At 61.4% G+C, this 19,730-nt stretch carries 13 protein-coding genes and 1 pseudogene; 6 read left to right on the top strand and 8 right to left on the bottom strand.

All coding sequences use genetic code 11. The features are described 5' to 3' along the window. Positions 1-23: 23 nt before the first annotated feature. Positions 24-1,457, bottom strand: a complete 1,434-nt coding sequence (locus EP30_RS00715; RefSeq protein WP_140555261.1) for an MFS transporter — start codon at positions 1,455-1,457, stop codon at positions 24-26. A gap of 213 nt (positions 1,458-1,670) precedes the next feature. On the opposite strand from EP30_RS00715, the gene EP30_RS00710 reads away from it, so the two are divergent. Then, entirely contained in the window at positions 1,671-2,810 is a 1,140-nt protein-coding gene (locus EP30_RS00710; protein WP_181160722.1) for a LacI family DNA-binding transcriptional regulator, read from the top strand. A gap of 57 nt (positions 2,811-2,867) precedes the next feature. On the opposite strand, the gene EP30_RS00705 is transcribed toward EP30_RS00710, so the two are convergent. The 3 genes from EP30_RS00705 to EP30_RS00695 all read right to left on the bottom strand — a co-directional run bounded on the left by EP30_RS00705 (position 2,868) and on the right by EP30_RS00695 (position 7,947). After that, a complete protein-coding gene (locus EP30_RS00705; protein ID WP_140555257.1) occupies positions 2,868-3,980 on the bottom strand; it encodes an alpha/beta hydrolase in 1,113 nt (370 codons plus the stop codon). A gap of 82 nt (positions 3,981-4,062) precedes the next feature. After that, on the bottom strand, positions 4,063-5,337 hold the full coding sequence (locus tag EP30_RS00700) for an MFS transporter (protein WP_140555254.1): 1,275 nt from the start codon (positions 5,335-5,337) through the stop codon (positions 4,063-4,065). A 114-nt stretch (positions 5,338-5,451) separates the two neighbouring features. After that, entirely contained in the window at positions 5,452-7,947 is a 2,496-nt protein-coding gene (locus EP30_RS00695; RefSeq protein WP_140555252.1) for a TIM-barrel domain-containing protein, read from the bottom strand. Between the two features lie 188 nt (positions 7,948-8,135). On the opposite strand from EP30_RS00695, the gene EP30_RS00690 reads away from it, so the two are divergent. After that, complete coding sequence (locus EP30_RS00690; protein WP_140555250.1) at positions 8,136-8,429, top strand: hypothetical protein; 294 nt, start codon at positions 8,136-8,138, stop codon at positions 8,427-8,429. Positions 8,430-8,560: 131 nt separating this feature from the next. Here EP30_RS00690 and EP30_RS00685 read toward each other — a convergent pair whose 3' ends face one another. The 4 genes and pseudogenes from EP30_RS00685 to EP30_RS00670 all read right to left on the bottom strand — a co-directional run bounded on the left by EP30_RS00685 (position 8,561) and on the right by EP30_RS00670 (position 12,798). Then, the gene (locus EP30_RS00685) at positions 8,561-8,995 is read right to left on the bottom strand and encodes a hypothetical protein (RefSeq protein ID WP_094662294.1); all 435 of its coding nucleotides are present in this window, start codon (positions 8,993-8,995) and stop codon (positions 8,561-8,563) included. A gap of 126 nt (positions 8,996-9,121) precedes the next feature. After that, a pseudogene (locus EP30_RS00680) lies at positions 9,122-10,597 on the bottom strand (MFS transporter). Between the two features lie 483 nt (positions 10,598-11,080). Then, positions 11,081-11,743 carry a bifunctional 4-hydroxy-2-oxoglutarate aldolase/2-dehydro-3-deoxy-phosphogluconate aldolase gene (gene eda / locus EP30_RS00675; protein ID WP_094662292.1) on the bottom strand — a complete coding sequence of 221 codons (663 nt, stop codon included), beginning with the start codon at positions 11,741-11,743 and terminating at the stop codon, positions 11,081-11,083. Positions 11,744-11,814: 71 nt separating this feature from the next. Then, positions 11,815-12,798, bottom strand: coding sequence for a sugar kinase (locus EP30_RS00670; RefSeq protein WP_140555248.1), 984 nt, complete (start codon positions 12,796-12,798; stop codon positions 11,815-11,817). Between the two features lie 445 nt (positions 12,799-13,243). Here EP30_RS00670 and EP30_RS00665 point away from each other — a divergent pair, with 445 nt between their 5' ends. From EP30_RS00665 to EP30_RS00650, 4 genes are all read left to right on the top strand, one after another. Further along, on the top strand, positions 13,244-15,280 hold the full coding sequence (locus EP30_RS00665; RefSeq protein WP_140555246.1) for a DUF6020 family protein: 2,037 nt from the start codon (positions 13,244-13,246) through the stop codon (positions 15,278-15,280). A gap of 103 nt (positions 15,281-15,383) precedes the next feature. After that, positions 15,384-16,757, top strand: a complete 1,374-nt coding sequence (locus tag EP30_RS11040; RefSeq protein WP_258185283.1) for a LacI family DNA-binding transcriptional regulator — start codon at positions 15,384-15,386, stop codon at positions 16,755-16,757. 629 nt (positions 16,758-17,386) lie between these two features. Continuing rightward, positions 17,387-18,712 carry a gluconate:proton symporter gene (locus EP30_RS00655; RefSeq protein ID WP_140555244.1) on the top strand — a complete coding sequence of 442 codons (1,326 nt, stop codon included), beginning with the start codon at positions 17,387-17,389 and terminating at the stop codon, positions 18,710-18,712. A 163-nt stretch (positions 18,713-18,875) separates the two neighbouring features. Further along, the gene (locus EP30_RS00650; protein WP_140555242.1) at positions 18,876-19,652 is read left to right on the top strand and encodes a sugar phosphate isomerase/epimerase; all 777 of its coding nucleotides are present in this window, start codon (positions 18,876-18,878) and stop codon (positions 19,650-19,652) included. The last annotated feature ends 78 nt before the right edge of the window (positions 19,653-19,730 follow it).

Below are 19,730 nucleotides of genomic sequence, written 5' to 3'. Positions count from 1 at the left end.
GTCCGACCGAAATCAGACGCCGATCACTTGCCACCCTCGGCGCGTTCCTTGAGGATGCGCGCATTCTCGTTGACCTTCTTCTTGTTCAACGGGTAAAACACGAACATGATGATCGCGGCGAGCGCGCAGCATGCGGTCGGGATACCGAAGGTGAGGTAGTAGATACGATCCACCACTTCGGCGGTCTGCTGCACGCCGCCCGTGGTGGACGACTGGTAGCCGATCACGGTGAGCATCACGCCACCGAAGCCACCGGCGATGGCCTGAGCCATCTTGCGGGCGAAGGAGTTCATGCCGTACACGATGCCGTCCTCACGAGCACCGAACAGCACTTCCTGGTTGTCGATCACGTCGGTAATGAACGCCCACACCATGAGGTTGAACATACCGGCACCGAGCGAACCGAGGAACAGGATAACGATGCACACGATCGGGTTGGTAGTGTGGATGATCAGACCGGCACCGTACACCACGGCACCCCATGCGAGCGTGGCCACGCAGGTGGCCTTGCGGCCGAATCGTTCGACGAGGATCGATGCGAACGGGGCAAGCACGAGCACGGTCACGTAGTTCATGATCAGTGCGATCGACAGTGCGGTCTTGTTCTGGAAGTAGTCGTTGAACAGGTACGACAGCGTGGTGCCGGACAGGTTCTGGTTGATCACCACCACGATGTCGATGATGACGAGCACGACCAACGCTTTGTTCTTGAACATGTCGATGAGCATCTTGCCCAGCGGAATCGGCTTGCTCTTCTCGGTGCGCACGCGCTCGGTGCTCATGTAGTACAGACCCACATAGCACAGGAAGCCAAGGCATGCGCAGATCGAGGCGACGACGAAGAAGCGGTTCGGATCGATGGTGGTGGAGTCGCCCACGTACATGAAGATCGGCAGGCAGTAACTCACGATGGCGGAGCCAACCGCCGCGCCGATGCTTCGCCACGTGGACAGCGAGGTCTTGTGCTTCGGCTCGTTGCTAATCACCGAGGCCATGGAGCCGTACGGAATGTTCACCGACGAGTACAGGATGCCGAACGCCAGATACGTGATGAACACATATACCAGACGGCCGGTGTACGGCAGGAAGCGCACCATGGGCACGAACAGCAGGATCACGGCGATGAGCAGCGGATACTTCATACGGAAGATCCACGGGCGGAAACGTCCGGCCGTGGTGAGCGGGCTGTTGTCAGCCAGACGGCCGATGGTCACGTCGGCGATGGCGTCGATGAATCGTGCGGCGAAGAACAGGCCTCCGACCGCCGCGCCGGGGAGGCCGAACACGTTCGTGTAGAAGATCATGAGGAACGTGTTGACCATGTTGAACGAGAAGTTGTTGCCGGCATCGCCGAGTGCGTAACCGATCTTGTCGCGCAGGCCGAACGGGCGCTTGTTGTCGATGGTTACCTTGAGTTCGGCATCAGACGGCGAAGCCGATGATGTTGGGGTTGCCACGGTGGTTCCTCCCTGATTGGTTTTTCTTCCGTTTTCTCCATTGAAAGGCAGAGTGACGGCTCGACGTCGTTGCGGGGAATGCGTCACGAATGCGTTCCTTACCCATTGTTGGCCGTTGTTGCGTTCGTCGAGTGCAATTTACAATCGTTTTCCGACGGAATTGGATACGATGACGGTATGGACAACGCACACGATGATGTGAATGAGAATCGTATGCCGGATGAGGTCACGGCCGGCGGCACGACGACCATGACGGACGACGGTGCGAATATGACCGACGGTATGAATGACTACACGAAAAACGGCACGAATGCGTCAGATAAGGCGGATATGCCCCACAACACGCCCATCTCCGATCCGGCGACGATCTGGGATGTGGCCGCTGCGGCCAACGTCTCCCCCACCACGGTGTCGCGTGCGTTCCGTCAGCCGTCGCGTGTGAACGTGAAGACGCTGGGCCGTGTACTCGAGGCGGCGAAGCGGCTCGGCTATCGCAGCGAATCGATCATTCCCCGCGAGGAGAAGCATCTGCGCGGGCTGCTGGCGCTCGTGGTCACCGATCTGGAGAATCCGGTATCGGCGCAGTTCGCGCGCAGTATCCAGCGCGAATGCGCGGCGCGGAATTTCGGTCTAATGGTGTGCGATACGGAGGAGGACAAGGCGAGTGAGCTGGCGATCATCAAGCGCAGCATCCCGCATGTGGACGGCATTATTCTCAGTGCGTCACGACTGTCGGATGCCACGATCCGCAAGGTGGCGCAGGTGCGACCGCTGGCCGTGATCAATCGTATCGTCGGCGGTGTGCAGTCGGTGTACGCGGACGATGGGCCGAGTCTGGCCGATGCGGTACGCGAACTCAAACGTCTTGGCCATCAGCAGGTCACGTATCTCCCCGGCCCGGACAGTTCGTGGCAGAACGGTCTGCGCACGAACGCGATCATCACCGCATGCAAGCGCGAAGGATTGAAATTCCGGCGCACGCCATGCGCCTATCCGGTGGACGAACGATCGGCGGACGCGTTCGCCGCATATCTGGCACGGCCGACCACCGCGGCGATCGCGTTCAATGACGACGTGGCGTATGCGTTCATGCTGTTTCTGGAGGCGCATCGACTGCGTGTGCCGTGGCAGGTGTCGTTGATCGGCATCGACGACACCCCGAAATGCGAGATCTGCACGCCGAAGATGTCAAGCATCCGCGTGCCACGACGTGCGTTGGGCGAGGCCACGGCGAGCCGTATCATCGACCGTCTGCTGCATGTGTCGGACGGCGATCTGACACCGATCCGCATGCAATCCGAATTCGTGAACCGCGATTCGATCGCCGCGGCACCGGCGTCGTCGATGATGTAGATGCAAAAGCGGTCGTCCGCTATTGCAGACGACCGCAGCAGATCGTATTCAACACCGCTACCGCTTGTCGATCGCGGCGAGCGCGGCGGCGAGATCGACCGCATACCCGTCGTCGAACGGCGTATTGTCAAGGATCTCGCGCATGGTTCGGGCGTCGCCGATCGCGTAGAATCCCGGCTTGCCCTGCGTGGTCGCCAGATGCAGCATGGCCGGGCCGATGCTGGCGGCGACTTCAAGATAATGCTCGTCGAACCAGTCGAGGAACGGGCGCATCACGGCGGCCACCTGCTCGTTGGTACGCAGGTATCCGAATGTGCAGTCGAGGGAGAACGACGATTCGTAGTCGGCGCTCACATGCGGCAGGCAGCGCGGCTGGGTCATGCCGTTCAGTGTGAGTGTGCCGAAGATCTCGCCGAGCCAGTCGAGCGCGTCGTCGAGCCAGCGCAGGGCGCGGCCGGACAGTTTGCTGACGTCGGTCACGCTCGGCGTGGCAGCACCGAAGCCGTGCGGGCCGAATGCGTAGATGTGCGATTCGAAGGAGATGCCGTTGTCGGCGAGCGCTTCGTTCATGCAGATGAGGTTGGAGACGGATACGAGCGCATCGTCGCGCGTGCCGAATACGAAGCAGGGGCAGGTGGTGACGTCGACGGCGTCGACCACGTCGGGCGCGGCGGGATCGCAGCCCTGGATGGAGGAGCCGAGCAGGGCCGGGTAGCCGAGAATGGCGGCATTGGGTCGGGTGGCCGGGCTGGACATTGTGGCGGCCGCACCGGCGAGGTGACCGCCTGCGGAGAAGCCGCATACGGCGACGCGGTCGGGGATGATTCCCCAGTCGTCGGCGTGGGCGCGGATGAACGACATGGCCTGTTCGTAGTCGTCGAGCTGGTTGGGCCAGCCGGCGTGTTCGGCCACGGAATAGCGCAGTACGAACGCGTGGTATCCGGCGCGCATGAAGGCGAGTGCGACGGGTTCGGCCTCGTGTTCGGCGCAGTACTGGTAGCCGCCGCCGGGGATGACGATGACGGCTGGACGGGCGTCGATACGGAAGCGGTCGCCGACGCCCTGCAGATAGGCGGACAGGATGACGTTGCGATCTTCGTTAAGCGTGATGACGGTGGATTGCAGCGGTGAGTTCGCGAGCGATTGCGGCTGCTGATTCGGCAGGTTCATGATTGCTCCTTTGCTGGGTGATGATATGCCGAAGGCTCCCCTCCGGAAGGGAGAGGAGCCGAGGCGAAGTCGGTCCAGACGACTAGCGGACCTTCTTGATGAGCAGCACCGATATGATCGAGAGCACGCTCATCGCGATGGCGATCGGGAAGATGTAGTCGTAGGTGCCGGTGGCGGTCACGATGGCGGAGGTGAGCGCCATGCCGGCGGACTGGCCGGCGGTGGTGGCCGCGTTGATGAAGCCGAGGTCCTTGCCGGCGTTCTCCTTGCTGGGCAGCACGTCCACGTTCAGCGCCTGATCGATCGACATGAAGATGCCCTGACCGAGCGCCACGAACACGGCGGCACCGTAGATGCCGGTGATGTTCGGCATGATGATCGGGAATGCGAAACCGATCATGGCGAGGCCTGCGGAGAGCACGACCATCGGCTTGCGGCGGTGGATGCGGTCGGACAGCGGGCCGACGATCATGGCCACGATCGAGGCGATCATCTGGAAGATGGCGATCATGGAGACGACCTTGGCGGCGGCGTTCTTCTCAAGACCGATGTAGTCCTGGCAGATGTACAGCCAGTAGCCGGCGAGCATCTGGATGGCCAGCAGCAGGAACGTACGGCAGCAGAACGCCTTCCAGAAGTCGGATGCGCCCTTGACCGGCGGGGTGAAGGAGTAGACGACGTGCTTCCAGACGCTGCCCTCCTTGAGTTCGGTCTTCTCGTCCTTGTTGCTCGGCTCGCGCGGGATGATGAGCAGGAACAGCATGGCGGAGACGAACATGCAGATTGCGGCGATGGTGAAGCCGAAGCGCACGGAGTTGACGAAGTAGGAGCCGACGAACGCGCCGATGGCCAGACCGAGCGTGTTGCCGAAGCCGATGGCGGACGAGATGGTGCCACGGTACTGTTCCGGCACGCGGTCGGACACAGTGGAGTAGATCGGCGAGTTCATCATGTTGAAGCCGATCTTGCTCAGCCACAGCACAAGCGTCAGGCCGGCGATGATGCCGATGTTGCCCATGAGGAAGTAGAAGCCGAGCGAGAACCAGGCGCCCCAGAACAGCCACGGCGTACGCTTGCCGAACTTCGACTTGGTCAGATCGGACAGTGCGCCGACGATGATGTTCGCCACGAGGGCGACGATCGAGCCGACGGCGGTCATGGTGCCGAGCACCGCGGTGGGGTTCTCCGCGCCGAGATCCTTGATGCGCTGCGGCAGCAGCACCTGGCTGACCATGGCGAAGCCGATGGACATGATGATCCAGAAGGCCAGATAGCCGGCCATCCATCGCATGAGATTGAACTTGGGCTCGGCGGCCTTGGCGTCCTGATTGACGCCTACGGTAGTTTGCGTAGTCATTACTCTCTCCTAAATGTATTGACTATTACGGTCCGGCATGGGCGGCGTTCTTGGCGGTTCGATCGCCCATACCGGATTGTTCTTTCGTTTGCGGATCAACTCAGGCGGATCAACTCAGATCGAGACGAGATCCTTGGCCTTGAAGACCAGGCTGGCGCGGTAGTCGCCGGTCGGGTTGGCGTAGCGGACCAGCGCCTTGCGGGTCTGGCCGTCGAAGAACCAGCCTTCGTCGGCGGCGAGGAACTTGTCGTAATTGAGGAAGCGCGGAATCTCACGCCCGGCCACTTCGGCGCTCAGCGGCGCGATGCGGCGGCACAGCACCTCGAGTTCCATGGTCTTCACACGGGTCTCGTACGATCCCGTGCGGGCGAAGTCGATGTCCACGCCGTCGGCGGAGGGCGTCACCGTGACCGTGGTGCTGAGGTAGTCGCCATGCTCGTAGGCGCGGGTCACGCCGTCGTCCTCGTACAGGTCGAAGGTGGTCTTCTCCCCCGGTTCGACGAGCAGGGTCAGATGGTCGATCGGCTGGTTGTGCAGGTTGGTCAGACCGGGGCACTGCGGCACGATCGAACCGGCGCGCAGGAACATCGGGATGCTGGACAGGGTCACCGGCACGGTGATCGTCTGACCGCCGGCGAGCCACTGGCGGGTCTCGAAGTCATACCAGTCGGTGCCGGCCGGCAGGTACACGTCGATGGAATCGACGCCCTTGTCCAGCACGTTGACCACGAGCAGCGAGGATCCAATCATGAACTCGAAGCTTTCGTTCCACGTATTCGGATCGTTCTGGAACTCATAGACGAGCGGTCGCATGATCGGCGCACCGGTGACGGACGCCTCGTGCAGCAGCGAGTAGTAGTACGGTGCCAGCTGGTAGCGCAGACGGATCGCGTCGGCGATGTAGTGCGTGTACTCGGGGTACATCCACGGTTCGGTCACAGTGTTGTCGGTGTTGCACGAGTGGATGGAGAAGCGCGGCTGGAACACGCCGTTCTGCACCCAGCGCACGAACAGTTCCGGTTCGGGCGCGTGGCCGTCGAATCCGCCGATGTCGGCACCCTGGTTGGCCACGCCGGACAGGCCCATGCCAAGGATGGTCGGCACGTTGTACTTGAGGTTGGTCCACGAGGTGCCGTTGTCGCCGCACCAGGTCTGCGCGTAGCGCTGGATGCCCGCGTAGCCGGCGCGGTTGGTCACGTACGGGCGCACGTCGGCGTCGAACGCCTCGATCGCGGTATGCGCGGTCTTGGCCATAAGCGTGCTCATCAGCGGCTTCACCTCGCCGATCGGACGCTTGAGTCCCTCGGTTTCGGCGATGGCGTCGTTGTCGGCGATCTCGTACTCGTTGTTGTCGTTCCAGATCCAGCGGATGCCGTTGGCGAGCAGCTGCTTGGTCATGTGCTCACTCCACTTGGCACGGCCCGCCGGGCTGGTGAAGTCGACGAAGTGCGCGGGGCCTCCCCAGTAGCGGTCGACCTGCGAACCGGAATCGTCGGCGGTACGCACGTAGGCGCGCGCCTGCTCGAACTCGTCGGTCAGGTAGTGCGTGTTGAGCATGCCGGGCTTGATGTTCGGTGATACCTGCACGCCCTTCTCCTCGAGCGCCTCGACGAATCCGGCAGGGCTCGGGAAGCGGTCGTAGTTCCAGTTGTAGACGTAGCGCTTGCCGTCCTCGCCCGACGTGTATCCGGACGAGAGGAAGAAGCCGTCGACGGGGATGCCGTACTTGGCGCACGTGTCGACGAAGTCCTCGATGGCCTTGTCGCAGTCCTTGTCGAGCTCGGTGTAGAACATGGTCGATCCCATGTAGCCAAGGGAGCTGAGCGGCATCATCGCGGTCTTGCCGGTCAGGTCGGTGTAGTGTTCCACCACGTCCTTGATGGTCGGGCCGCCGATGAAGTACAGGTCGATGTCGCCGGCCTCGGCCTGGAAGTAGCTGTAGCGCAGCCAGTAGTTGCTGTGCTCGCAGTCCATGTCGAACACGGAATCGGCGGAGTTGTTGTAGAACAGGCCGTGGGTGAGGTTCCGTTCGGAGTCGAAATTGATGTAGAACGGGATCATCTTGTACAGCGGATCGGACTTGGAGGAGTCCCAGCCGAGCGAGTCGACGTTGTGCATACGCATACGGCGGCGGATCTTGTTGAGTTCGCCGCTCTTTTCACCGAATCCGTAGAAGTAGTTGTGGTTGCCCATCTGCGTGTAGTGGGTGGGACGACCGAGGCTGTCCTCCATGAACGAGCGGCCGGGCAGATCGGAGTGCAGAACGTTGCCGTCCACATCCACGATCTCGAACGCGAACGGATCGCTGTGGATGCGCAGCGTGTACGTGCCGGTGGACACGGTGTGCACGCCCGGTTCGGGTTCCTGCAGTTCGATGGCGATGGGCTCCACGCGGGTACGCTCCCCCGCCATGAGTTCGTCGGACACGTCGTCCCATGCAGTCTTGACGATCGCGTAGTTGAGCTCCTCGGGGAACTCATCCTTGAACGTGCTGCGAATGCGGATGATGTTCTCGTCGATCAGATACACCTGGAACTTGGCGCCGTTGGTGGTCACGTCGAGGTGATCGCCATGGTTCTCCAGACCGGTGAGCAGGGTGCTGATTTTCACTACGGCTCCTTCGCGTCATGCGTACGACCGCGATGCGTCTTCGTTTCGCTTGTCGTTCGCTGATGATTGGTCACGGCCATGATCGCGATGTCGTTGTCGCGTCATGTCCGTATGACTCCAGTCTGCTGTGAGGCAGATCACAACGAATCGGATTTTCCACCGTTTTCCATTTTTGGGAGCCGTTTTTCGTGAAGCAGATCACAAAACTGTCGATTGAATCGCATAATCAAGCGTTGCCAACAGTTTTACGGTCTGATGACGCCAAGAATCAACCGCATTTTCCACCGTTTTCCAAAATAGAGATCGCGCAACCGTCTGCGGACATAGAAAAACCCGCCCGACGGAAGGATGTCGGACGGGTTTATGGCACACACATCGCGGAACCGATCAAAACCGCGAAGTCACTTGCAAACACCGATCGCTCGAGTGGAGTTGCCCGGGTGATAAGTATTCGACTTACCGGCACGGTCGAAGGTGATTAGGCTACGAGAGGCGGCTTCCGATCGGCACAGATCTTCAGCTGCATTGCCGGGTACCATTATTTTCGCTGATAACGTCGTATGTTGGCAACCGTTTGCCATCATTTGACGTGGTGTTCACCGAAACGGACAGCTCACTTGGCGAGCTTGGAGAAGTCGGCGAAGAGTTCGTCGTAGATCTGACCCCAGGAGCGCTTGCCCTGGATGTACTTGACGGTCATCGAGTCGGTGAAGGAGTCGAAGAAGCCCTTGATCTCGGCCTTCGTCTCGTCCGACACGGCCAGCTCGTCGACCTTCGCCTTGATGCCGGCGTTGGCCTGGGCGCAACGCAGGGCCTCCCACTCGCCGTAGGTCATCGACTTGAACTTGCCGTCGAGTCCCTCGTTGAGGACGAAGGTGTTGGCGTCGGTCAGCGCGGCCAGCGTCGGCTCGATCTGGTCGGCCGGCGTGGCGAAGTCGAGCTGTCCAGCCTGGTCAAGACCGGTGAACGCGACCTTGCCGTCGTTGAACTCGGCCTGGATGAACACCATCTTGTCGATCTTCTCGTTGTACAGAATGATCTGCGCCATTGCATTGCCTTTCATGATTCGGCCGCCCCCATCGGTACGGCCGCGTGATTATTGATATTCAGTTGTTCTATTCAGTTATGGATGAGCCGCGGACGGCATCCGCCACCCGCGGCTCACAACTCAGTGTCAGATCTGCTCGATCGGACGACCGTTCTTGTCCAGATCCGGCCACAGCTTCTCGTAGGGGTGACCGGTGAGCTCCTCGGCGACCTTGCGGGCCTCGTCGCTCACGTCCTTCTTGTCGCCGCCTTCCTCAAGGCGCTCGATCTCGGCCTTGAGCACACCGTGGGTCTCACGGTCGAGGTAGATGTGACGGCTCAGCCACAGGGCCCAGGCGATCAGGATGGAGGTGCCCAGGAAGAACACCAGCACGATGCCGACCTGAACGTTGTGCGGCGTGGTGTCGAAGCTCTTCATGGTGTCGGCCTTGTAGCCGGTGAATTCCAGAAGGATACCGGCAACCCACGTGGCGATGGCGCCAGTGGACTTGCGGAAGAAGGTCATCACGGAGGCGTACAGACCAGCGCGGTCACCACGGGTCATGATGTAGTCCACATCAGGCATGAACGGGAAGAGGTTCCACGGGGTGAACTCAAGGGTTGCACGACCGCACTGGTAGATGATCGAGACGATCAGGAAGATCCAGAACGGGTTGTGGATGCCCATGGCCCACACGGCCACGTACGCGATCATGGCGATCAGGATGGAGACGTAGCTCAGGCGGAACAGGAACTTCGGGCCGTGGGTGATCATCAGGCGGGCGCACCAGATGGTCATCGGGATGCCGAGGATGGACATGGCCTGGAAGGTCCACGGCCAGGAGTCGCCGGCACCGGAGATGCAGCAGGCGATGAACGTCGGCAGCAGGGTGGAATAGAAGTCCTTACCGGTGAAGCTCAGCAGGTACACGGCAAGGTGGGTACGGAACGCCTGATTCTTGAAGGTGTCGGCGTAGCCCTTGATGGAGTCCTTGAGCACTTCGCCCACGGACTGCTTCGGACGGGAGTTGAGCTACTCGATGAACTCCTTGGTGAGCGGACGCTCCCAGGTGCCGAAGGTGGAGATGCCGATGGCGACCACGAACAGGACGGTCCAGGCGATACCGGCGATCAGGTAGGCGTTCGGGTTCTGGGCCTGCTTCAGGGCGGCCAGAATCAGGAACACCAGAGCGGTACCGGTGGCGGAGATCACCATACGGGAGCCGGAGAGCGTGGTGCGCTGGCTGTAGTCACGCGTCATCTCGGTGGGCAGGCATTCCCACGGCACAATCATCATGGCGATGATGATCTCCATGGCGATATACACCACGAGGTAGTAAACCCAGCTGGTGGAGCTGATCCAGAACAGCGGGAAGACGCAGGCGAACAGCACAAGACCAATCGCCATGAAGAAGTGGCGGCGGCCGAACTTCTGGCCGAGCTTGGTCTTGTAGAAGTTATCGGTGATCAGACCGAGGAACAGGTTCCAGACACAGTCGACGATACGGCCGGCAGCGGCGATGGAACCGGCGATTGCGGGGTTGAAGCCCTGCGCCAGGGTGAGGTATGCGAAGATGACGCCGGAAACGATGTTGTTCCAGCCACCACCCATGAGGTCGAGCATGCCGTACTGGATACCACGACCAATGGTGATGTCATGGGCCTTATAAGGCCACTTTGCGTTATTGGAGGCCAATGTTTTTCCTTCCTCGAAACGGTTCTCGAAAGAACCGCATCGGCATTGATGACGTGGAACCCATTTTTCACGTCATACGTCGGGAATCGATGCGTCTACTGCCAGGTGCGACGCAGCGGTCCGGCGGCCGAAATCATCCACGCTGCCAGTGCGCGAACAATTTCGTTCGTTTTTGTTCATTAGAAGAACCACACCTATTGTGGGTGTTTTACCGTGCACATGACCTATGGTTGCCATGATTTGCCTAAATATGGCGAATGCCCGTTTCGCGTCGCGACCGGGAAAATGCCGGACTTGGCATATCCGATCATGATGCGAAACGGGCATCATACGACCCTCGCGGAGGCTCGGGCCGAAGATCCTAGGACCCTCTCAGGATCTCAGAATCATAGAGCTCACAGGCTCAAGGCATCAGGCCTTGGCGCCGCGGACCTTCTCGACAAGGGCGCGCGCGTCCTTGCAGGCCTGGGCGATGGCAGCCCAGTCGTGGGCCTTCTGCGCGGCGGACGGCACCGGGAAGGAGCCGCCGATGGCGAACACGTTGTTCAGGGACAGGTACTCCTCAGCGTTCTTGAGGCTCACGCCACCGGTGGGCAGGAACTTCATCTCGGCGAACGGGCCGTTGAGGGCCTTGAGGGTCTTCACGCCGCCGTAGGCCTCGGCCGGGAAGAACTTCACGTAGCGCAGGCCACGCTGGTAGGCGTCGTCCACGTCGGACGGAACGGCGGTGCCGGGGAGGATCAGAACGTCGTTCTCGAGGGCGTAATCCACCACGGACTTGGTGAAGGCCGGGGTCACCAGACCCTTGCAGCCGGCCTCGATGGAGGCCTTGGCCTGCTCCACGGTGTGCACGGTGCCGGCCACCAGGGTGACGCCCGGAACCTCGTCGCGGATCTTCTTCATGCCTTCGATGGCGTACGGGGAACGGAAGGTGACCTCAGCCACCGGAACGCCGCCCTCCTCAAGGGCCTTGGCCAGCGGGACGGCCTCCTCGACGCTGTGGAGGGTGACCAGCGGCACCACGCCCAGCTCGGAAAGGTAGGCCAGCTGCTCTTCGTTGGTCTTATCTGCCATAGTGATTACTCCTTTGAGTTGTTGCCAACAGATGGTTTTGCGGTTCTCGTGTTGCCACGTTTCCGATGCCGTCACTCGGCGCGACGGTGGGACGCCTTGAACGCCTCGAGTTCCTCCGGGGTGGGCAGACCCTCGTTGTCGGAGATGAACTGGGTCTGGATGGCACCGAGCGCGCAGCCACGCTCCAGAGCCTCGTCCACGGTCAGACCGTCCATAAGCGCCGACAGCGTGCCGGCGGCGAAACCGTCACCGCAGCCGACCGTGTCCACAACCTTGTCCACGACGAATCCATGCACGTAGGTGGAGCCCTTGCCGTCGGTGGCGTACGCGCCGGCAGGACCATCCTTGACCACGACGAGCTTGGCACCGTTGTCGATGAACGCCTGGGCGGTGCTTTCCAGATCGTCGGCACCGAACAGCTCACGGCCTTCGCCGACGCCGGGCAGCACCAGATCGGCCTGGGAGGCAAGCTCGACGAGCGTCTTGCGCATCAGGTCGAGGTTCGGCCAGATGGCCGGACGCAGGTTCGGGTCAAATGACACGTAGGCGCCGTGCTCGCGGGCCTTGGCGATCAGCTCCTTGGCGGCGGCCAGCGTGGTCTCGCTCAGCGGGGGCAGGATGCCGGTGATGTGCACCAGCGAGATACCGGAGAAATCGACCGCGTCCACGTCGGCGGGAGCCAGAGTGGAGGCGGCGGAACCCTTGCGGAAGTATGCGGTCTTCGGATCGCCCTTGCTCACCTTGGACTTCAGCATGAATCCGGTGGGATGCGTGTTGTCGATCGTCACCAGCGAGGTATCGATGTTGTTGCGCTTCATGAAGTTGAGGATTCGACCACCAAACGGATCCTCGGCCAGCTTGGTCATGTACACCGGCTTCTGTCCCAGACGGGACAGACCCACGGCCACGTTCAGCTCGGCACCGGCGACCGAGGCTCCGAACGTCTCGACCTCGGCCATGTCCCCCTCCTGCTGCGCGGTGAACAGCGCCATCGCCTCACCGACCAGCAGCACCTTGCCAGGCTTGATATCCACAGTTGATGCACCCAACGTCATGAGAAATCCCTTTGTTCAAAATGGATACGTCGTCTTGGCGGGGCTCGAACCCTGAACCCGGCCACTATCCATCATAGTAGCGGCACGATGTCGTAGGCCGGCAGCGTTGGCAGCATTTGCCATTCCTGTGGCGGAACTCACATTTGAAATCGGTTTCATAACATGGCCACACCACACGAAAAATCGCATGATTCCATCGTTTCTAAACGATATCCCAACGTTTTGCCAACCACTGAGTAGCATGAACGCCATGGCACTCATTCGATCGGCCACCACCGCAACGGGTCACACACCGTTTCGCATTCCCGTACCCGTTCCGCCCGTCCGGGTTGTTCTGCCCGTTCTCGCGGCGAGCGCGATATCATGCTTCGCGCTGACGGCCTCATACACCGACGTCAAAGCGTTCCATGATCTTCCATCCGCGCTCACGGACATCGCCACAACGATGAGCGCAACAGGCAGCGCCGCCGGTCCGGCCCTGTTCGTCGCGGTATTCGTCATCGAACTTGCGGGATGGCAGGCATTCGCCAAAACGGCCCGCATTCGCGAATGGGCCGTGGGCACCGGTCTTGTTTTCGCGTTGTCACTCACCATCCCCGCCCACTACGATGGCGGGCGACACGCTCCCCCGCAGGCCACGCCGACGCTGCCGTATGTGGCACCGCAATATCGGACCATATGGTTCCATCTGTTCATGGCGCTGCGGTATGCCGGTTTCGCCCTGCTCGCCATCGCCGCCATGGCCATACTGCTCTCGTGGTCCACACGAGTCATGACACGGACTGCACAAGAACAGACTGCACAAGAACAGACTGCGCAGGACTCGACAGCCATAACAATGCCGAAACCCACCAGCATTACGATGCTGAAACCCGCCAAATCCGCTTCCCTGGCCGCCACGTTCCTCCCCCGACTCTTCCACACCTTCTCCGCACGCAACGTCGCCATCCTGTTCGGCATGATCACCGTGTGCTGGCTGCCGTGGATGATTCTGCTGTGGCCGGTCAACATCGCGGCCGACACGATCGCCCAGATCATGTGGGTGCGTTCCGGGTACGTCTGGGACCCGTCGTCGCGCGCGGTCGATCTCGGCTCGACAATGAACGATCAGCATCCGTGGCTCGACACCGTGATCTACGGATTCTTCGACCGGCTCGGTCTGGCCATGGGCAGCGAACAGTGGGGCCTGTATCTGCTGGCCGTACTGCAGACGCTGGCCATCATCGCCGCATTGGCGGTCGTGCTCTCCTATCTGGGCGGCGTGATGCGCGTGCCGTGGCAGTACTGCGCGGGCGCACTGGCGTTCGTGGGACTCACGCCCTGCTTCGGCCGCACGTCCATGGCGATCGTCAAGGACACCACGTCGATGCCGTTCTTCCTGCTGCTCATGGTGCTCATGATCGAATACGTGCGACGGATAGTCGCCGGCGAGCGCCTCGGTCCATGGATGATCGTCGGCATCGTGGTGCTGGCGGTGATCTGTGCGGAGACCCGCAAGATCGCGATGGAGATCATCGCCGCGTCGTTCCTTGTGTTCGCCGTGGCATTGCGCGGACGGCGTCTGATCTCACTGTCGCTGGCCGTGATACCGGTCGTGCTGGTGAGCGTGATCACGGCGATCGTGTTCCCGTTGCTGCATGTGGCACCCGGCGGACGCCAGGAGATGATCAGCATTCCGCTGCAGCAGACGTTGTATGTCGTGGCCAAGTATGACGGATACGCGCCGGGCATGCATCCGACCGATTCGACGACCGATTCGACGGACGGCGGCTCGACGAAACCGCTGCTTTCCGACGATGACCGGGCCGTGGTCGACTCGGTGAACATGTGCACCACGAGTCAGCTGCGGCGATATCTCTTGATCGAACCGTATCGGGCCCGTGAGATCGGCAGCGCCGACACGATCAAGGATCGCTGCTACGACCACACCGCCACCACCGCCGACACCGCACGGTTCCTGATGCTGTGGGCAAGGCTCGGCGTCACGCATATCGGCGACTATCTGCATGCCGTGCCGTGGCTGCGCGATCCGTTCACGATGAGCTCGTATTACGACGAGGGCTGGTACGTGCGATGGGGGTGGGAGAGCGAGAATCCGCAACGTTTCATCCTTCCCGAATACCACAGCGACGACGAGGGCGCGGAGAAATCCATACCGCAGCAGTACGGCGCGGCGATCTACAAGACGCTGGCGCATATGCCCGGCGTATCGTTCCTGATGAGCGAGGCCACGTATGCGGTATTCGTGCCGCTGACCGCATTGGCGCTGTGCTGTCTGGCGGGCGCGGAACGACGACGCAATCTCGTGCTGTTCACGCCGTGGGCGCTGACCATACTCACGCTCCTGCTGCTGCCCGGCCATCAGACCCGGTACACGTGGACGCTGGCGTTCGGCGCGGCGATCATCGCCGCCATTCCGTTGATGCGACTGCCACGGAAACCGGTTAACCTGAAGGATGGAGAACGCACGGAGAACGAGTGAAATCGGATTCCGCAACATCTGCGGACCGGTTTCAGATCGAGCCGCAACCGTTCGCATCGTTCGATGAACACCCACCATGGCCTTTCAAGGAGGTTCCGCAGTCATGAGTCGCCCAGCGAAAGCGAAACGCAAGCCCAGCATCGCCGACGTGGCGGCCGCAGTCGGCGTATCCAAGACCACGATTTCGCGGTATCTGCACGGCGAATACGATTACATGTCCGCCGACACGCGCGCCCGCATCGAGGCGGTGGTCAAGGAACTCGGATACCGGCCGAACAAGATGGCGCAGGGACTCAAGGCCACGAACAGCCGTATGATCGGCGTGACGATCGCGAACATCAGCAATCCGTTCAGTTCACAACTGCTCAAGGGCATGCAGTCCGTGTGCCGGGCACGCGGCATCCAGCTATTGGTCAGCGATGCCGACGACGATCCTGCGCTGGAACGCGCGGCCATCGAATCGCTGATGGATTCACAGGTGGACGGGCTGATCATCAACACGGTCGGCGGCAACGACGAGTTTTTGACAACGTTCGCGAGCACGGCGGGCAATCCTCCGATCGTGATGCTCGACCGTATGATCTCGCCGATCGTCTGCGACTGCATCGTGACCGACAATGCCGGCGCAGTGGACATGATGCTTGATCATGTGCGCGAGCGCGGGTTCACATACGCGGTGTTTGTGACGCAGCCGATTGCAGGCATCACGACCCGACAGACCCGCGCGGAGGCGGTCCGCACGTATCTCGCCACGCATGACCTCGCCGGAGAAGTGCTGGAATATGCCGATTCGCCGCGCGACGATATGGATTACGGCGGTGTGACTGGCGGCGGTGCGGTTAGCGGCGGAGGTGCGGCTGACAGCAGCACGGCTGGCCACGGTAGGACGGTTGACAACGACTCGGCTACTCACGGCAGCACAATTGGTCACTGCGGCACGGTTGACGACGGCAGCACGGTTGACGATACGATCGGCGATAACGGCACGGTCGAGCATGGCACAGTCGACGATGGCAACGGCGTCGGACTTGCCGCACGACTCACATCGATTCTGGATGCGCACGTCGGCGAGCGCATCTGCATATTCGCCAACAACGAGGATGCGATGTGCGACGTGTTCGCCGTACTGGCCGAGCCGAGCGAGCCGTATGCGAACGGCAGCGATCACGATGTCCATGACGATACCGATCACGACAACGATCACGATCGGGCTGCCGGAGACGATCACGACTTCTCAGTCGGCACCGGCACGGTGAACGGCATGGGCACGACGGTGGGGCTATGCGCGTTCGCCACCGAACGATGGGCACGATACAGCGGACCGGGCATCACCTGCCTGGATCAGAATCCGGTGCTCATGGGACGCACGGCCGCGTCGCGACTGATCGCACGCATCTACGACGGCGACTCCTCCCCCGCGGAACGATTGGAGATCCCGGCCCGACTCAGGGTGTTCGGTTCGACGCAGAATCGGTAGGGCGCTGGTACCGACATGGATTCAAGTGACGGCCCTTCAGATTTCCGCCTCATCTGAGGCAAACCCGCACCAAGCAGTGCGTACGCTACCCATCCGACGCACGTACGAGTCAAACCCGCAGTTAAGAACACGCTTCAGTGCGTATACGACGCACGTATGCGCCGAACAAGCACCGGACGCACGCCCCGATGCTCATATGACACATACGTGCGTCCGACAAGCACCGAAGAGACTGCTCGGTGCTCAAACGACGCACGAATACGTCACTTAAGCACCGGAGACACGCTGTGATGCTCATATGACACACGCATACGTCATACAGGCACCGAAGACACACTTCGGTGCTTATATGACACAGGAGTGCGGAGGATACGGGCGTACGGAAAACGACACGCCGAGAGGATAGTTTAGTTGACCGGTACACATAAGCGTGGCATACTCAAGTCAACGCTTGTTAACCGGTACACAAAACCGGTACACAAATAGCAGGCAACAATCACAATCAGTAGTAAGCAGCAAACAACACCACCGGAACGGCGACATACGCAACGACCTGCGAACCCGCCGAACCCCACGGACATACCCTGCCCACTGCCATGCTCAGGGGCACCGGCTCAAGGAGGAGCGCAATGATCACCGGAATCATGGGCATACTGCTCATCCTCTCCTTCGTCTGCTTCGCGGTATACGCGATGAAAGGCGGCAACCTCACCATCGGATTCTTCGTGCAGACCATCGTCTGGCTGCTCATCTACTTCCTCGGCGTGGCATTCGGCGTCGGCGAACCATTCGACGTGGTGGAGGACATCTTCGCCCAGCCGGCCCTCACCTACGGTCCGACGATCATTCAGATCGTCTGCGGCGCATGGTTCGGCCGCGTGCTCGTGGACACCGGCATCGCGTCGTCGATCTCCTACCGCACCGCCAAGGTCGGCGAGAAGAACCCCGTTCTCGCCACCATCTGCATGGCCGCCGTCACCTGCCTCATCTTCACCAGCGCATACGGCGTGGGTTCAGCCATCGCCATCGGTGTGATCCTCTTCCCGATCATGGGCCGTCTGGGCGTACCCAAGCGCGTGGCCGTGCCCGTGTTCACTCTGTCCATCGGTGCCGCCATGTGGGTCAACAGCGTGCTGTTCGTGCAGTTCGCCGCCTTCTATCAGGATTACAAGTCCCCCGACGGATCCGTGGTGGGCTGGGGCACCCACTATCTGCGCTTCGGCATCGCCGCACTCGCCGTGCAGATGCTCGGCGTGATCATCTTCATCCTCATCAACGCCAAGGCCATCAAGAACGGCACGCCGTACGAGGTGGGCGATCCCGACGAACGTCCGACCGATATCCCCGATGTGCCGGTGTGGACCTACATCATGCCGATCGTGCCCGTGGCCCTGTGCATCATCCTGCAGTGGAACGCCGTGCCGGCCCTCATGCTCGCCACCATCCTCACTTTCGCGTTCACCGGTCACATGAAGACCCTCAAGGGCTTCGGCCGTATGATCGAATCCACCGCCAAGACCGCCATCGGCGACATCGGCCCGCTGATCATCATGCTGCTCGTGCTGCGCTTCTTCCAGGAGACGGCCGTCACCGTGATGAAGGACTTCGGCCCGGTGCTCACCCCGCTCATCCCGAACAACATGTTCATCCTCGGTCTCGCCTTCTGCGTCCTCGCCCCGCTCGCCCTGTTCCGCGGCCCGCTGGAACTGTACGGCGCCGGCTCCGCGGTGATCAGCATCTTCATGGCCACCGGCATGTTCAACGCCTGGTTCCTGTTCGCCCTGCTCGTCGTGCCGTCCATGACCTGCATCTCCGCCTGCATCACGCAGTCGTGGAACACCTGGTCGGTGGGCTACACCGGACTCGAACCCAAGACCTTCCTCAAGAACGGAGTGCCCGTCTACTGGGCCTGCACCTTCCCGATCATGGGCCTCGCCGGACTGCTGCTGTTCTAATCACCGCCATATTCCCAACCGTTCCCCGACTCCAACGACCACAACGACTACAACGGAATCCGGAACCATGGATCGGATCGTTCCCGACCGCGGTTCCGGACCATAACCAACACGCATCATCGACGCTACCGGACAACACCGGACGTCACGAAAGGACAATGTCATGACCGCGCAGAACCCCTCCGTAGCAACGCAGACCCACACCATCGGCATCAACACGCTCGTCTACCTGACCGACCTCGCCAACGGTGTTCCGCAGTCCGAACTGCTGCCGCGTATCGCCGATCTCGGCATCACGCTCGCCGAGGTCCGCCGCGAATACATCGCCGACGACGCCGAATTCGACCGCATCGCCGCCGCGGCCAAGGCCGGTGGACTCGCGCTCTTCTACTCCGTACCGGAGGTCATCACCGCGAACGGCGTCGCCAATCCGGCATTGCAGCAGTACTTCACCGAGGCGAAGCGCATGGGTGCCACGAACGTCAAACTCAACCAGGGCGACGTGAAGGACGTTGCCGCCGACGTGCTGCGCGCCATCGATGCGCTCGCCGCCGAATACGGCGTGACCGTGACCATCGAAAACGATCAGACCCCCGAAAACGGCACGCTCGACTGCACGCGCGCCTCGCTCGCCAACGTGGCCGCCGCCGGCAGTGCGATCGGATACACGTTCGACCTCGGCAACTGGTTCTGGCGCGGCGAGAACCCGGCCGCCGCATTCGCCGAGCTCAAGGATTCGGTCAGCGTGTTCCACCTCAAGAACGTGAACGGTGCCGCCGAACGTGACGAACTCGCCACCACCATGCTCGAGAACGGCGTGATCGACTGGAAGACCCTGCTCGCCCAGCTGCCCGCCGGCGTGCCCGTGTTCCTTGAGTTCCCGATCGACGCCGCAAACGTCGCCGCACAGGTCGAACAGGTTCGCGCCGCGCTGGCGTAGGAGCGCGTCGAACTCGAACTGCGGTAACCACCACACTGATGTGCCGCTGATTCGTCACTGATATGCCGCTGATTCACT

The organism is Bifidobacterium sp. UTCIF-39, from assembly GCF_006408715.1.
Taxonomy (GTDB): Bacteria; Actinomycetota; Actinomycetes; order Actinomycetales; family Bifidobacteriaceae; genus Galliscardovia; species Galliscardovia tissieri.
Note: the sequence above shows the minus strand (reverse complement) of the source record. Positions and strands in the feature narration are given on the sequence as shown.

Bases quoted from the DNA above. Each gene is read 5' to 3' on its own strand.
- EP30_RS00710 (WP_181160722.1), top strand. From the start codon at position 1,671: ATGCCGGATGAGGTCACGGCCGGCGGCACGACGACCATGACGGACGAC.
- EP30_RS00705 (WP_140555257.1), bottom strand. From the start codon at position 3,980: ATGAACCTGCCGAATCAGCAGCCGCAATCGCTCGCGAACTCACCGCTG.
- EP30_RS00700 (WP_140555254.1), bottom strand. From the start codon at position 5,337: ATGACTACGCAAACTACCGTAGGCGTCAATCAGGACGCCAAGGCCGCC.
- EP30_RS00685 (WP_094662294.1), bottom strand. From the start codon at position 8,995: ATGGCGCAGATCATTCTGTACAACGAGAAGATCGACAAGATGGTGTTC.
- eda (WP_094662292.1), bottom strand. From the start codon at position 11,743: ATGGCAGATAAGACCAACGAAGAGCAGCTGGCCTACCTTTCCGAGCTG.
- EP30_RS00670 (WP_140555248.1), bottom strand. From the start codon at position 12,798: ATGACGTTGGGTGCATCAACTGTGGATATCAAGCCTGGCAAGGTGCTG.
- EP30_RS00665 (WP_140555246.1), top strand. From the start codon at position 13,244: ATGAGCGCAACAGGCAGCGCCGCCGGTCCGGCCCTGTTCGTCGCGGTA.
- EP30_RS11040 (WP_258185283.1), top strand. From the start codon at position 15,384: ATGAGTCGCCCAGCGAAAGCGAAACGCAAGCCCAGCATCGCCGACGTG.
- EP30_RS00655 (WP_140555244.1), top strand. From the start codon at position 17,387: ATGATCACCGGAATCATGGGCATACTGCTCATCCTCTCCTTCGTCTGC.
- EP30_RS00650 (WP_140555242.1), top strand. From the start codon at position 18,876: ATGACCGCGCAGAACCCCTCCGTAGCAACGCAGACCCACACCATCGGC.